This window comes from Burkholderia sp. BCC1047 (genome assembly GCF_902833155.1).
Lineage (GTDB): Bacteria > Pseudomonadota > Gammaproteobacteria > Burkholderiales > Burkholderiaceae > Burkholderia > Burkholderia sola.
In genome coordinates this window covers 130668-144585 of record NZ_CADFEH010000020.1, presented here as the reverse complement: position 1 = coordinate 144585, position 13918 = coordinate 130668, and the positions used below count along the sequence as shown (strand labels likewise).

Genomic DNA, 13918 nt, shown 5'->3' with positions numbered 1-13918 from the left:
ATCACTCCGTTCCCCTGCCCGTTGCCGAGCAGGTCAGTGTTCTACGTGGGTCAATATTCGATGCAAATTACTGCGTAGGGTGGGTCAGGATTCCGTGCAAATCAACACTGCGGTTGCCAGTGCTCAGCAACCGGTGTCAAAACTTGCCATCATGTGGGACGAATATGCCGGGAAGTTGTTTGAGTATATCGAGCACAGCTCTCCACCTCGTGACGACTTCCGAATGATGCTCAAAGCAGCGAGGCGGCGTGACTGTTCTGGACTGGTGTCTCCGGAGGCAATCTATGCTTAAGAACATGCCGGAAGGATTGTTGGAACGTCTCCAGTCTATGCTGCATCCGCGTACTTCAGCCCTGCAGGTGGCGACTTGGCTCAAAAGTCCCTTTCCGGCGAATACTTGGGTCATGCGATTCGGCGATTATGAACGCACGATTGAGTGGTCCGTAGCATTTGGAAAGGGGCGTCTAACGGACAAAGCTCACGCCGAAATGCTCGAGACGTTCAAATTGATAGTCACTAGTCGAGCACACCCAGCCACTATGAGAGGGAGAGTAATGGATGAGCCCGCGACCAAACAGTTGGTTTACCGGGCGTGCCGGTTCGTCGACTTCTTCCTGCTACAGAACGACCGGTTCAAGCTCGACCGGTATGGATTCGATTTGGTGACGGAGAGTGACTTCGATGAACTTCTGTTCCGCTGTGCGGCAGGACCGAACGATGAAGAGGTCATATATCACTGGTCAGAGCGTCTCGCCCGATGGCTCGACGAGCAGGTACATGAGAACCAAGGTGATGTCGACCAGCTATTGAAACGACACGAGGTGTTCGGCGACATTTCAGTTCCGGAAGAAGATTGGACTCTGACGTCGGATAGAACTCAACTCGCCTCCTGGAGAGCTGTGCTTTGGCTGCTGAAGATGTATCGAACTGCGGGAACTCACGACTACCGGTACGTGCCGTATGTCCCCAAATTGACGGAGATTATCTACAAAGATACGATTTTCGGAAGAGGGAGAAAAGCGATACCCGGTGAGCTCTGTCTCTACCCCGTGGAAAAGTACCGCCGGGAGTATCCGGGTGTTGACGTCCGTACCATCGAAAGAGACAGGCCCTCCTCGAAGTACGTTCAAGCATGGAGAATGACAATCTTCAGCTTGTCAACGTTAGCTAGCGCTGGAGTGGATGTGCCTCTCGACGCCGTCGAAGCAATCCGGGACAAAGACGCGAGCCGCTATGAAGCGAGCACCCCGGGCCGGTACCGGAATCCACCGGTCTGGCAAGTATTGGACGGCATACGGCACGCTATTGAGTTCGCGATGGAACATGGCGAAGACTTACTTCTGAGCTACGCGAACCTGATGAAAGCCGCGAAGGCGGAGAATACCTCTCTCCAAGCGCTCGTTTGCAACAGAGATGTTCGGGAATTTATGACGGAAGGGGCACTCAACTTTGGAGTCTCCACGTTCTGCTTGCGACAGCACGCAACAAACTGGCCGCAGTTTAGAAAATGCGACAACAGGCCCAACCCGAACAAATTTTTTGAGGACCTTCGTAAGGGGCACGGACTGTTACAGAACATTCATGTCTTATACGGTTCGATTGCTCATGTGATTGGTCCAATCACAGCACGTAGGCAAATCGAGCTCCTGAAGTTGCCGACTGTTGGGTGTTTGGATTCCTCGCGGTCTTACATTATCTTTAGGAATGCGAAATCGGGAGCTGGTGGATTACGTCAGGAAGAGTCTCGGCCGGTGCCACCCATAGTTGGGCAAATCGTTTCAATCGTGGAAGATTTTCAATCCCAGCTCGTTCATGCCGATTGTACGGACGGCTTCGGAGCGTTGTTTAGTATGCCAGGACACTATGGACTGCGTGTCCCTCTCCCTGTTTCGTTCAACATGGCTTTAGACGTCTTCTGTGATTATTTCGATACGCCAACAAACGAGCATGGGTGTCGGCACTACCTGCGGGAGCATCAGTTCCGTCGGTTCTTGATTATTACCTTCTTCTTCGCCGCACGACAGGGCAATCTGAACACGCTTCGCTGGTTCGTTGGCCAAGTCGACGCCGCACATTTGTGGCACTACCTGACCAACACAGTCTCGGGGGATATGAAACGGGAGGCTGCCGCTTATTTCCTTGTCGATGAGCTACGCCTTCCCGAGGAGCAACAGGTCGTTGAACTTCATGAGCGTGTCCGTAAGGAGTTGGGTGACCTTGCCGAAGCGCATTTCGGAACGCGGAGGTTTTCGCTTATTGATGCGGACGCCCTTGAAGACTATCTAAATCAACAGATGAGAAAAGGGCTCGTGGTCGAGCCAGTGTTTCTTCCGCAGGCTGACGGCCATCAGTACAAGATTGTGGCTCGAATCGAGAGGCGGAAATGACTGCCAAGCGCAAACCACGTACGCCGAACGAGAAATCAGTGGTCGCGCTCGAAGTGTTTTTGGGAAAAATCATCGGAAACCCTCGAGCATATCTGGGTGACACCCATCTGCTTTCTGCGTTGAAGCGGCAAAGTCGTCTTGCCAAGTATTCGAATGTGGAGCATCGCATTACAGGAACCTCGAGGTCAACAGTCGAACGATTAGCCGCCGCAGTGCTTGACGGAGGGTTCGAGGGCCTCAATTCTCTTCGGGAGACGGCGCTAGCGGCCGTTGAAGAAGAAACGCGGATAAGCCTCAAATCAAAACATCGAACTAAAGCGCGGCTGGGCGAAGATTTGACGTCAGCGAATTTCGCGCACGTTCAAGCCATGGTTGACCTCTGGCATGTGACGACGGCGTTTCACGAAGCCCTCAAGGCTGGCAGACGCCTCGCGAATCGCTCGCGCAGTCCGGCCATGGTTGAACTATGGGATAAAGAGGAAGAAAGACTGCTTGCAATGTTTGACCTTGCGAATCGACCGGTTGTGGAAATTGGTAGTGCTACTGAAACTTGGCTGGTCCAGTTGAGGCAGCTATGAGTCGCGGAAAGGGACGCAAACAGCTATTCGTCCGGGCGCCTGCTGGGACAGAAGTATTTCGCTCATATGAACGAAGTCAGATTCGCACGATTAGCGTGGGTGGAATGCCGCTGCCGAGATGGCCTGATGGGCGCTGGTGCATGGAGATTGCCGCCTACATGGCATTTCTGCTGGCACAGAGCCGCTCGCTATTTGACCGCGGCGGGACGCTTGGTACATACAGTTCAGAGTTGAGCCCGGTAGTGCGTTACTGCCATGCGAACAAATTGGATTTCCACCGTCTGACGGACGCGCAATTCGTACTGTTTATGCGTGGGCTGGCTGCGGAAAAAAGGTCGGATGGTGAGCAAGTCAAGTGCAACACAACAATTCTTAGAATCGGGCGACGCACGCTCAGCTTTCTCGACTTTGTAGGAAAGAGGCGGAACATCGCCGACTACGTGGCTCCAACAGGTCCACACATTCAAGCGTACAAAAAGACCTTTTCAAAAAAATTGTCTGGAAATCAGGAGGTCCGCGTCGAGTATTGGCATCACCCATGTTTTCCCGAAAAAAGTGCGGAGAATCGCAGAAACCCGGTCACCGAGCACAACATCAATTTATTGCGTCAAGCAGCGGTTACATCGAGCCGTACGTCTGCGCAAAAGATGCGTCGGCTAACAATTCTCCGGTTCCTAGAGGCAGTCGGGCCGCGACGAATAGAGGCAGCAAATCTAAAGGTTGATGATGTCATGCGTGCCAAAGAAATGGAGCGACCTTTCATCGACCTAATGACCGTCAAACGTAGGGGGGCGCCGCAAATACGGAAAGTTCCGATTTCACATGCGGAATTGGATTTCCTAATCGAGTATGTCGAGCTTTACCGAGCGCCGATTGTTGATAGATGTTTGGGAAAAAGTGACCATGGGTTTGTTTTTGTCAATATTAGAACCGGAAAACCCATCACTCCGGATACCGTGACGCTGGAAGTCCATATCTTGAGGAAGGCGGCTGGAATCAAGGAAAAGGCGCATCCCCATCTGTTCCGTCATCGATTTTTCACAATGAAGGTCTATCGGTTTATCGTCGCTCATAAAGTTACCAATGCGCAGCACTTCTTTGAGCTATGCATGAAATTCGAGCATTTGAAGGTCGAGATTATGCAAGAGACTGGCTTGACGACCGAAAGCACGCTGCACCGCTATGTGGACTGGGCGTTCGCATTAATGCCGCTACTGATGGAGGAGCCGTCGCCATCTGTCGAACTTCAACGATTGGCGCGGGAAGGAAGGGCTGAGCTAGCGGAACTCCAGGCTGAACGGGAGACGCTTGACGCCTTGCAGTACGCCGACAGGCTTGAAAAAGGTCTGATGCGTCTGGTCGACGAGTTGTCTAGGACTGTAGGCTTTGAGACCAAACGAAGTGAAAGCGGCGCCATGCTCGCGGACGCTCTCGGTCTGGCCAAGCGCTGACGCGCGCGCGGTCGGCAGAATATGAAGTTGCTCAACCCCAAAATGTTCAGAAGCCATACAAGCTTCTGATTTATGTAGCAATCGGCGGTGAGCAACTTTTTGACAAAAGCGAAACAACGGGTTCGTCGAGAAACAGTACGCCGAGGTGCGCGAGCGTGATTTCGCCCGGCTGCGGCGGATTGCGGCCGCCGACCAGCGCGGCGGCGCTGGACGAGTGATGCGGCGAACGGAACGGCCGGCGGCGCCACTGCGCGGGCGAGAAGCCGAGCCGGCTCGCGGACAGCAGCGCGGCCGAGGTTAGCGCCTCGTCATCGGTCAGCGGCGGCAGCAGCCCGGCGAGGCGCGCGGCCAGCATCGACTTGCCGGCCCCGGGTGGGCCGACCATCAGCATGTGATGCCCGCCCGCGGCCGCGACTTCCAGCGCACGCCGCGCGCTGCGCTGGCCGACGACGTCCGCGAGGTCGGGCGCGGCCGGCGCCGGCAGGCCGTCGAGACAGGGCGCCGCGACCGGCGTGAGCCGTCCGTCCGGCGCATCGGCGAGGTGCGCGCACAGCGCGGGCAGGTCGCGCGCACCGAATACGGTCACGCCCGGCACGAGCGCGGCCTCGGCGGCGCTGTCGAGCGGCAGGTACAGCTCGGGCGGACGCGATGTCGCGACGGACTCGCGCGGTGCGCCGGCACTCACGCTTGCGCCGCCGGCGAGGCCCGCGCCGCATGCGTCCGCCCGCCAGTCCCGCGCGGCGCCGCACGCCATCGCGAACGCGCCGCGCATCGGCCGCAGCGCGCCGGTCAGCGACAGCTCGCCCGCGAATTCGCGGCCGGCCAGCGCGTCGGCCGGGATCTGGCCGTTCGCGGCGAGGATGCCGAGCGCGATCGGCAGGTCGAAGCGGCCGGATTCCTTCGGCAGGTCGGCCGGCGCGAGATTGACGGTGATACGGCGCACCGGGAATTCGAATCCGCAGTTCTGCAGCGCGGCGCGTACGCGCTCGCGACTTTCGCGGACTTCGAGATCGGGCAGCCCGACGATCGAGAACGACGGCAACCCGTTGGCGAGATGGACTTCGACGGTGACGTCCGGCGCGCGGCCGGAAGCGGGCGCGCGACTGCGCACCACGGCGAGCGACATGGCGGGGCTCCTGCATGACAGGCGGCGACGGCCGTTCGGGGCCGCATGCCGCGGGAATCGGAGAAATCGGTGCGCGCTTGCCGGCGTGGCGCGGGGAAAGAACGAGGTGTTGCGAACGACGAACAGCGAAGAGCGATGGACTGCGAAGAGCGGAGGGTGCTGCGAAGAGCGATGGACTACGAAGAGCAGAGGGTGCAGCGAAGAACGACGAACGACGAAGCGCGGAGGAAGGTGGCGGGCGCAGGCCGCACGACGCGGCCCGCGCCCGGACCTTGCGGCCGGGTGGGGCGTCAGGCCTGCGGGGCGGCGAGCTTCTGCTCGAGTTCCGCGACGCGCTTTTCGAGTTCCTCGAGCCGCACGCGGGTGCGGGCGAGCACCTGTGCCTGGGTGTCGAATTCCTCGCGCGTGACGAGGTCGAGCTTCGAGAAGCCTTGCGACAGCATGGCCTTCACGTTGCGCTCGACGTCCTTGGCCGGCGAGTTTTTCAGCAAATCGCTGACGCGCGACTGCAGATCGTTGAAAACGTCGCTGGGTTGCTTCATGTGATTCCCCTTCCTTGCACAAAAAATGTGCATCTTCAGTTGCGTACGTGCCCATGATGCACGCATGACCGGAAATGGTGCGCGCGAGGCGCGAATTCCGGGCACGGCGCCCGCATGGGTGAATGGCCCGGCGAGCCGGGACGTGCGTGCACTCTAGCAACGATCCTTTCGCCGCGCCAGCAAACCGGCCGATGTTGGCCATTCGGCCGGGCTTCGGCGCCTTACACCGCGGGATATGACCCCGTTCCGGAGCCCTTCGAGACGGTGTTCGGGCCAACATGGCATGCGAGTTGCTGAGAAGAGTCCGTTACAACATTCCAACTCTATTCGACGGGACAACCCAGCGAGAGGACTTCATGAAACTCATTACCGCAATCATCAAGCCGTTCAAGCTCGATGAGACGCGCGAGGCGCTGTCGGCGCTTGGCGTCTCCGGCATCACGGTGACGGAGGTGAAAGGGTTCGGGCGCCAGAAGGGGCATACCGAGCTGTACCGCGGCGCCGAATACGTGGTCGATTTCCTGCCGAAGATGAAGATCGAGGCGGCCGTGTCCGACGATCTCGTCGACCAGGCGGTGGAAGCGATCGAGCGGGCCGCGCGCACGGGCAAGATCGGCGACGGCAAGATCTTCGTCACGCCGATCGAACAAGTGATCCGGATTCGCACCGGGGAGACAGGCGCGGACGCGCTGTAACAGAACAGACAAGACAAGCGACAAGAGGAAACCTAAGATGCGCAAACTTCTGATGTCCCTGCTGATGGCCGGCTCGCTGATCGCGGCCGGCGTCGGTCCCGCGCTCGCGGACGACGCGGCGTCCGCCGCGGCTGCCTCCGCGCCCGCCGCCACGGCTTCCGACGCATCGGCCGCCGCCGCGCCGGCCGCTTCGGCGCCGGCTGCGACCGACGCATCCGCTGCCGCCGCCACGACGCCTTCCGGCGTCGCCGACGCATCGGCTGCCGCCGCCGCATCCGCGCCGGCCGCCCCGGCCGCGCCCACCGCCCCGTTCTCGGTCGATTCGTCGAAGATCAGCGCGGGCGACACCGCGTGGATGCTGACGTCCACCGCGCTCGTGCTGTTCATGACGATCCCCGGCCTCGCGCTGTTCTACGCGGGCATGGTCCGCAAGAAGAACGTGCTCGCGACCGTGATGCAGAGCTTCGCGATCACCGCGGTGATCACGGTGCTGTGGACGGTGGTCGGCTACAGCCTCGCGTTCACGCCGGGCAACGGCTTCATCGGCGGGCTGTCGCGCGTGTTCCTGCACGGCATGAACTACATCAAGGGCGACAAGGCGACCACGCTGACCGTCAGCCACCTCGCGTCGACGATTCCGGAATCGGTCTACTTCGTCTACCAGATGACGTTCGCGATCATCACGCCGGCGCTGATCTGCGGCGCGTTCGCCGACCGGATGAAGTTCTCGGCGATGCTCGTGTTCATGACGCTCTGGTCGCTGATCGTCTATGTGCCGATCGCGCACATGGTGTGGGAGCCGACCGGCTGGCTGTCGGCCGACGGCGTGCTCGACTTCGCGGGCGGCACGGTGGTGCACATCAACGCCGGTATCGCGGGCCTCGTGTCGTGCCTCGTGCTCGGCAAGCGCGTCGGCTACGGCCGTGAATCGATGGCGCCGCACAACCTGGTGCTGACGATGATCGGCGGCTCGATGCTGTGGGTCGGCTGGTTCGGCTTCAACGCGGGTTCCGCGGTCGCGGCCGACGGCCGTGCCGGCTTCGCGATGCTGACGACGCAAGTCGCCACCGCCTGCGCGGCGCTCGGCTGGATGTTCGCCGAGTGGATCGCCAAGGGCAAGCCGTCGGTGCTCGGCATCGTGTCGGGCGCGGTCGCGGGTCTCGTGGCGATCACGCCGGCAGCCGGCTTCGTCGGCGTACCGGGTGCGCTCGTGATCGGCATCGCGGCAGGCGTGATCTGCTTCTGGTCGGCGACGTGGCTCAAGTCGAAGCTCGGCTACGACGATTCGCTCGACGCGTTCGGCGTGCACGGCATCGGCGGGATTCTCGGCGCACTGCTGACGGGCGTATTCGCGGTCAAGGACATCGGCGGCTTCGACGGCAGCCTGCTGCTGCAGGCGAAGGGCGTGCTGATCACGCTGGTTTACAGCGGCGTGCTGAGCTTCGTGCTGCTGAAGCTGATCGACCTGACGATCGGCCTGCGCGTGACCGAAGAAGAAGAGCGCGAAGGTCTCGACGTGATCCTGCACGGCGAGCACGTGGAATAAGTCACACGAATCAACGGCGGGCCGCCGCGCAGACGGCGCCCGCCCCGAATGAGCGCAGCGACTTCGACCCGCCCACCCGGCGGGTTTTTTTTCTCCTGTCACCCACTGCCGTAGCGGATAACCCTTCACGCTATCGGGTCAATAGCCGAAAACTTCCTCGTAACCCTTGCGAAGCCGGGAACAATCCCCAAATGGGCAAGGCAATTGCTCTACAATCTTCATTCTCCCGCTCGCGAGTGATTCATGGTTCCCCACCTCGTTACCGCGTTGAACGGTCCGCTGCTCGAGCTCGAGCAGAAGATCCTCGACGCGACGCCTGCGATCGAACGCTGGTTCAGGCTCGAATGGCAGGAACACACGCCGCCGTTCTATTGTTCGGTGGACCTGCGCAATGCCGGCTTCAAGCTGGCGCCCGTCGACGCGAACCTGTTTCCCGGCGCGTTCAACAATCTGCCGTCCGAAGTGCTGCCGCTCGCCGTCCAGGCCGCGATGGCCGCGATCGAGAAGATCTGCCCGGACGCGAAGAATCTGCTCGTGATTCCCGAGCTGCCGACCCGCAACGCGTTCTATCTGGAAAACGTCGCACGGCTCGCGACGATCATGCGCCAGGCCGGCCTGCACGTGCGCTTCGGCTCGCTCGACCCCAGCATCACCGACATGACGCCGATCACGCTGGCCGACGGCCAGAAGATCGTGCTCGAACCGCTCGAGCGTTCGCAGCGCCGCCTCGGCCTGAAGAATTTCGATCCGTGCTCGATCCTGCTGAACAACGACCTGTCGGCCGGCATCCCGGCCGTGCTGGAAAACCTGCACGAGCAATATCTGCTGCCGCCGCTGCACGCGGGCTGGGCCGTGCGCCGCAAGTCGACGCACTTTTCCTGCTACGACGACGTCGCGAAGAAGTTCGCGAAGATGGTCGGCGTCGATCCGTGGATGGTGAATCCGTATTTCGCGCACGTGGAAGGCGTCGACTGGCAGGCGCATGAAGGCGAGCAGGCGCTCGCCGACGCGATCGACGGCGTGCTGAAGAAGATCGCGCGCAAGTATCGCGAGTACGGGATCAGCGAGAAGCCGTACGTCGTCGTGAAGGCCGACGCGGGCACCGCCGGCCGCGGCGTGATGACCGTGCACGACGCGGCCGAGATCGGCCGCATGACGAAGGCCGAGCGTGCGCAGATGGCCGAATCGAAGGCCGGCCTCGCGGTGCGCGACGTGATCGTGCAGGAAGGCGTCTACACGTTCGAGCGCGTCGGCGACGAAGTGGCCGAGCCGGTCGTGTACATGATCGACCGCTACGTGGTCGGCGGCTTCTACCGCACGCACGGCGGCCGCGAGCGCGACCAGAACCTGAACGCGCCCGGCATGCACTACGTGCCGCTCGGCTTCGAGCACACCGCGCTGCCGGATGCCGGCGCCAAGCCGGGCGCCGCGCCGCCGAACCGTTTCTACATGTATGGCGTGGTCGCGCGGCTGTCGCTGATCGCGTCGTCGATCGAACTGGAAAAGACCGACCCCGAAGCCATCCAGGTGTAACGGACCTTCGCTACGTACAGGACCCGCATGGACATTCTTTTTATCGCCGACCCGCTCGAGCGTTTCAAGATCTACAAGGATTCGACCTACGCGATGATGGCGGAGGCCGCCCGGCGCGGGCATGCGGTGTACGCGTGCCAGCCGCACCAGCTCGCGTGGACGGGCTCGGGCGTCGAGGCGGACGTGCAGCGCGTGACGATCGTCGGCGACACGACCGACCTGCATCGCCGCCCGTGGTACGAGGCGGCCGCGCACGAGTCGCGTCAGCTGACGTCGTTCGGCGCGGTGCTGATGCGCAAGGATCCGCCGTTCGACATGGAGTACGTGACGGCCACCTGGATGCTCGAGCTTGCCGAACGCGCGGGCGCACGCGTGTTCAACAAGCCTCAGTCGATCCGCGATCATTCGGAGAAGCTGGCGATCGGCGAGTTTCCGCAGTTCGTCGCGCCGACGCTCGTCACGCGCGACGCGGCGCGCTTGCGTGCATTTCACGCCGAGCATGGCGACGTGATCGTGAAGCCGCTCGACGGGATGGGCGGGATGGGCGTGTTCCGCGTGAAGGCCGACGGGATGAACCTCGGCGCGATCATCGAGATGCTCGGCCATGACGGCACGCGCTCGCTGATGATCCAGAAGTTCATTCCCGAGATCAAGGCCGGCGACAAGCGCATCCTGCTGATCGCCGGCGAGCCCGTCCCGTATTCGCTCGCGCGGATTCCGCAGGGCAGCGAGGTGCGCGGCAATCTGGCCGCGGGCGGGCTCGGCGTCGCGCAGCCGCTCACACCGCGCGATCGCGAGATCGCCGACACGCTGGGGCCGGTGCTCGCGTCGCGCGGGCTGCTGCTGGTCGGGCTCGACGCGATCGGCGACTGGCTGACCGAGGTGAACGTCACGAGCCCGACGTGCTTCCGCGAGATCATGGAGCAGACGGGCTTCGACGTCGCCGCGATGTTCATCGACGCGCTGGAGCGTGCGGCCGCGTAGGCCGCCTCCCGCGCAACTCCGGCGGCGGCCGCGCAGGTCCCCCGTCGCCGGAGCAGCTTGACCGGCCTGCTACAATGCCCGCTTGCCCGGTGCCATGATCGGCGCACCGAAGGCCCGGCGGTCGGGCCGACACTGTTGCAAGGCTGAACATGAAACGTTCCCCATACTCGCTACGCTCATTGCCCCGCCGCGGGGTATCGGCCCGCCAGGGGCGGCCGGGAGCGATCTGACATGGCCGGGATCCTGATCATCGCGCACGCGCCGCTCGCCACCGCGCTGCGGGACTGCATCGCGCACATCTACGGCGGCGTGCCCGCCCGCATCGGCTGCATCGACGTGATGGCCGACAGCGATCCAGCCCAGGTGATGGCGTTCGCGCACGCGGAACTCGCGCGGCTGCGCGAAGAGAACGGCGTGGTCGTGCTGACCGACATGTACGGCGCGACGCCCGCGAACATCGCGGGCCAGCTCGCGAAGCTCGACAACGTGCGCGTGCTGGCCGGCGTGAACCTGCCGATGCTCGTGCGGGCCGTCTGCTACCGCACCGTGCCGCTCGACAAGCTGGTCGACAAGGCGCTGTCCGGCGGCGCGAAGGGCGTCCACGAGGTGTCGTCCGGCACGCCGCCGCCGCCGAGCGAAACCGGCTGCGGCCAGTGCGCGCCGATTCCGCCCGAACCGCAGCCGCGCACCGAATCGCCCTGAGCCTCCGTCTCCGTTTTTCGTTTTAGACCGACCCGCCTGCGCGCGCCGCCGGCGGTCCCGACCGACCCGACCGAGAATCATGCTTCAACAAGAAACCACCATCGTCAATAAATTGGGGCTCCATGCGCGCGCATCGGCCAAGCTTACGCAACTGGCCGGCAACTTCCAGTCGGAAGTCTGGATGACACGCAACGGGCGCAAGATCAATGCGAAGAGCATCATGGGCGTGATGATGCTGGCGGCCGGCATCGGCAGCACCGTGACGATCGAGACCGAAGGTCCCGACGAGCGGGAAGCGATGGACGCGCTGCTGAAGCTGATCGCCGACAAGTTCGGCGAAGGCCAGTGATCGCGACGCGCGATCGTTGCCGTTTCCAGTCGGAATGCCGCGGATGTCGCGGCATTTTTTTCGTCGGAAGCATTGATGCGAAATGCGCAATGCTGCGCTGCATGCAGTCAACAGGGAGTCGCGGAATTTATAATCGCTAACCGGGGTCATAAGCGCATCGCAGCAGTGTGCCGCGGCTTTACTTGTACAGAGGAGGTGCGCGTGTCCTTCACGCTGCATGGCATTCCCGTCTCACGAGGTATCGCGATCGGGCGAGCGTACCTGATCGCGCCGGCGGCGCTCGACGTCGCCCATTACCTGATCGAGGTCAACCAGACCGACGCCGAGGTCGAGCGGTTCCGCACGGCGCTCGACGTCGTGCGTCGCGAGCTCGAAGCGCTGCGCGCCGACCTGACCGACGACACGCCGAGCGAAGTCGGCGCATTCATCGACGTCCACACGATGATCCTGAGCGACGAGATGCTCGTGCAGGAAACGATCGACCTGATCCGCACGCGCCGCTACAACGTCGAATGGGCGCTGACCGAGCAGCTCGAACTGCTCACACGCCATTTCGACGACATCGAGGACGAATACCTGCGCGAGCGCAAGGCCGACATCGAGCAGGTGGTCGAGCGCGTGCTGAAGGCGCTCGCCGGCGCGCCGTCCGCGTCGCAGGCGCTCGATCGCGCGGCCCGCAACGGCACGAACGAGATGATCGTCGTCGCGCACGACATCGCGCCGGCCGACATGATGCAGTTCAAGACGCAGTCGTTCCAGGCGTTCGTCACCGATCTCGGCGGCCGCACGTCGCACACGGCGATCGTCGCGCGCAGCCTCGGCATTCCGGCCGCGGTCGGCGTCCAGCATGCGAGTTCGCTGATCCGCCAGGACGACCTGATCATCGTCGATGGCGACCAGGGCATCGTGATCGTCGATCCGGCGCCGATCGTCCTCGAGGAATACTCGTATCGCCAGTCCGAGAAGCTGCTCGAGCAACGCAAGCTGCAGCGCCTGAAGTTTTCGCCGACGCAAACCTTGTGCGGCACGAAGATCGACCTGTACGCGAACATCGAGTTGCCCGACGACGCGAAGGCGGCCGTCGAGGCCGGCGCGGTCGGCGTTGGTCTGTTTCGCTCCGAGTTCCTGTTCATGCATCAGAAGGCGATGCCGGAAGAGGAGGAGCAGTTCGCCGCATACAAGCGCGCCGTCGAGTGGATGAAGGGCATGCCGGTGACGATCCGCACGATCGACGTCGGCGCCGACAAACCGCTCGAGGCGCTCGACGAAGGCTACGAAACGGCGCCGAACCCGGCGCTCGGGCTGCGCGCGATCCGCTGGAGCCTGTCCGAGCCGCAGATGTTCCTCACGCAGTTGCGCGCGATCCTGCGCGCGTCCGCGTTCGGCCAGGTGAAGATCCTGATCCCGATGCTCGCGCATGCGCAGGAGATCGACCAGACGCTCGACCTGATCCGCGAGGCGAAACGCCAGCTCGACGACGCGGGGCTCGCATACGATCCGAACGTGCGCCTCGGCGCGATGATCGAGATTCCGGCCGCGGCGATCGCGCTGCCGCTGTTCCTGAAGCGCTTCGATTTCCTGTCGATCGGCACGAACGACCTGATCCAGTACACGCTCGCGATCGATCGCGCCGACAACGCGGTCGCGCACCTGTACGACCCGCTGCATCCGGCCGTGCTGCACCTGATCGCATACACGTTGCGCGAGGCGAAGCGCGCGGGCGTGTCGGTGTCGGTGTGCGGGGAGATGGCGGGCGACCCGGCGCTCACGCGCCTGTTGCTCGGGATGGGGCTCACCGAGTTCTCGATGCATCCGAGCCAGTTGCTGGTCGTGAAGCAGGAGATCCTGCGCGCGCACCTGAAGGCGCTCGAGAAGCCGACGGCCGACGTGCTGGCCGCGTTCGAGCCGGAAGAAGTGCAGGCGGCGCTGCAGCGGCTGTCGGTCGCCGAGCCGCGCGCGGATGCGGCCGCGTAGCCGTTTTCGCTGCCGCTAACCGTAGCGTAGTGTCGCGCATGCGCGCTCTGG

The 13918-nt window shown here is 62.6% G+C and carries 11 protein-coding genes and 1 pseudogene; 10 read left to right on the top strand and 2 right to left on the bottom strand.

Features of this window, described 5'->3' with window-relative positions; translation table 11 throughout:
* The first annotated feature begins 284 nt into the window (after positions 1 to 284).
* The 3 genes from HWX55_RS21160 to HWX55_RS21150 all read left to right on the top strand — a co-directional run bounded on the left by HWX55_RS21160 (position 285) and on the right by HWX55_RS21150 (position 4416).
* Positions 285 to 2387 (top strand): hypothetical protein, encoded by a 2103-nt coding sequence (locus tag HWX55_RS21160; protein ID WP_175977153.1) that lies wholly within the window; start codon positions 285 to 287, stop codon positions 2385 to 2387.
* A complete protein-coding gene (locus tag HWX55_RS21155; protein ID WP_175977152.1) occupies positions 2384 to 2965 on the top strand; it encodes a hypothetical protein in 582 nt (193 codons plus the stop codon). The genes HWX55_RS21160 and HWX55_RS21155 overlap by 4 nt, the downstream gene beginning before the upstream one ends.
* Positions 2966 to 3123: 158 nt before the next feature.
* Positions 3124 to 4416, top strand: a complete 1293-nt coding sequence (locus HWX55_RS21150; RefSeq protein WP_175977151.1) for a tyrosine-type recombinase/integrase — start codon at positions 3124 to 3126, stop codon at positions 4414 to 4416.
* Between the two features lie 121 nt (positions 4417 to 4537).
* Here the strand turns inward: HWX55_RS21150 and HWX55_RS21145 are convergent.
* Together HWX55_RS21145 and HWX55_RS21140 are read right to left on the bottom strand one after the other, a co-directional pair.
* Positions 4538 to 5542, bottom strand: a pseudogene (locus tag HWX55_RS21145) (ATP-binding protein); the annotation flags it as partial.
* A 290-nt stretch (positions 5543 to 5832) separates the two neighbouring features.
* Positions 5833 to 6084 (bottom strand): accessory factor UbiK family protein, encoded by a 252-nt coding sequence (locus tag HWX55_RS21140; RefSeq protein WP_006489451.1) that lies wholly within the window; start codon positions 6082 to 6084, stop codon positions 5833 to 5835.
* A gap of 356 nt (positions 6085 to 6440) precedes the next feature.
* On the opposite strand from HWX55_RS21140, the gene HWX55_RS21135 reads away from it, so the two are divergent.
* The 7 genes from HWX55_RS21135 (at position 6441) to ptsP (ending at position 13867) form a co-directional block, all read left to right on the top strand.
* Positions 6441 to 6779 carry a P-II family nitrogen regulator gene (locus tag HWX55_RS21135; protein ID WP_006398175.1) on the top strand — a complete coding sequence of 113 codons (339 nt, stop codon included), beginning with the start codon at positions 6441 to 6443 and terminating at the stop codon, positions 6777 to 6779.
* A 37-nt stretch (positions 6780 to 6816) separates the two neighbouring features.
* Positions 6817 to 8325 carry an ammonium transporter gene (locus HWX55_RS21130; protein WP_175977149.1) on the top strand — a complete coding sequence of 503 codons (1509 nt, stop codon included), beginning with the start codon at positions 6817 to 6819 and terminating at the stop codon, positions 8323 to 8325.
* Between the two features lie 243 nt (positions 8326 to 8568).
* Positions 8569 to 9858, top strand: a complete 1290-nt coding sequence (gene gshA, locus HWX55_RS21125) for a glutamate--cysteine ligase (protein WP_175977148.1) — start codon at positions 8569 to 8571, stop codon at positions 9856 to 9858.
* 27 nt (positions 9859 to 9885) lie between these two features.
* Complete coding sequence (gene gshB, locus HWX55_RS21120; protein WP_175977147.1) at positions 9886 to 10842, top strand: glutathione synthase; 957 nt, start codon at positions 9886 to 9888, stop codon at positions 10840 to 10842.
* Between the two features lie 231 nt (positions 10843 to 11073).
* Positions 11074 to 11544, top strand: coding sequence for a PTS fructose transporter subunit IIA (locus tag HWX55_RS21115; RefSeq protein WP_050014761.1), 471 nt, complete (start codon positions 11074 to 11076; stop codon positions 11542 to 11544).
* Positions 11545 to 11623: 79 nt separating this feature from the next.
* Positions 11624 to 11893 (top strand): HPr family phosphocarrier protein, encoded by a 270-nt coding sequence (locus tag HWX55_RS21110; RefSeq protein ID WP_006477716.1) that lies wholly within the window; start codon positions 11624 to 11626, stop codon positions 11891 to 11893.
* 201 nt (positions 11894 to 12094) lie between these two features.
* On the top strand, positions 12095 to 13867 hold the full coding sequence (gene ptsP / locus HWX55_RS21105) for a phosphoenolpyruvate--protein phosphotransferase (protein WP_050014919.1): 1773 nt from the start codon (positions 12095 to 12097) through the stop codon (positions 13865 to 13867).
* Positions 13868 to 13918 lie beyond the last annotated feature (51 nt).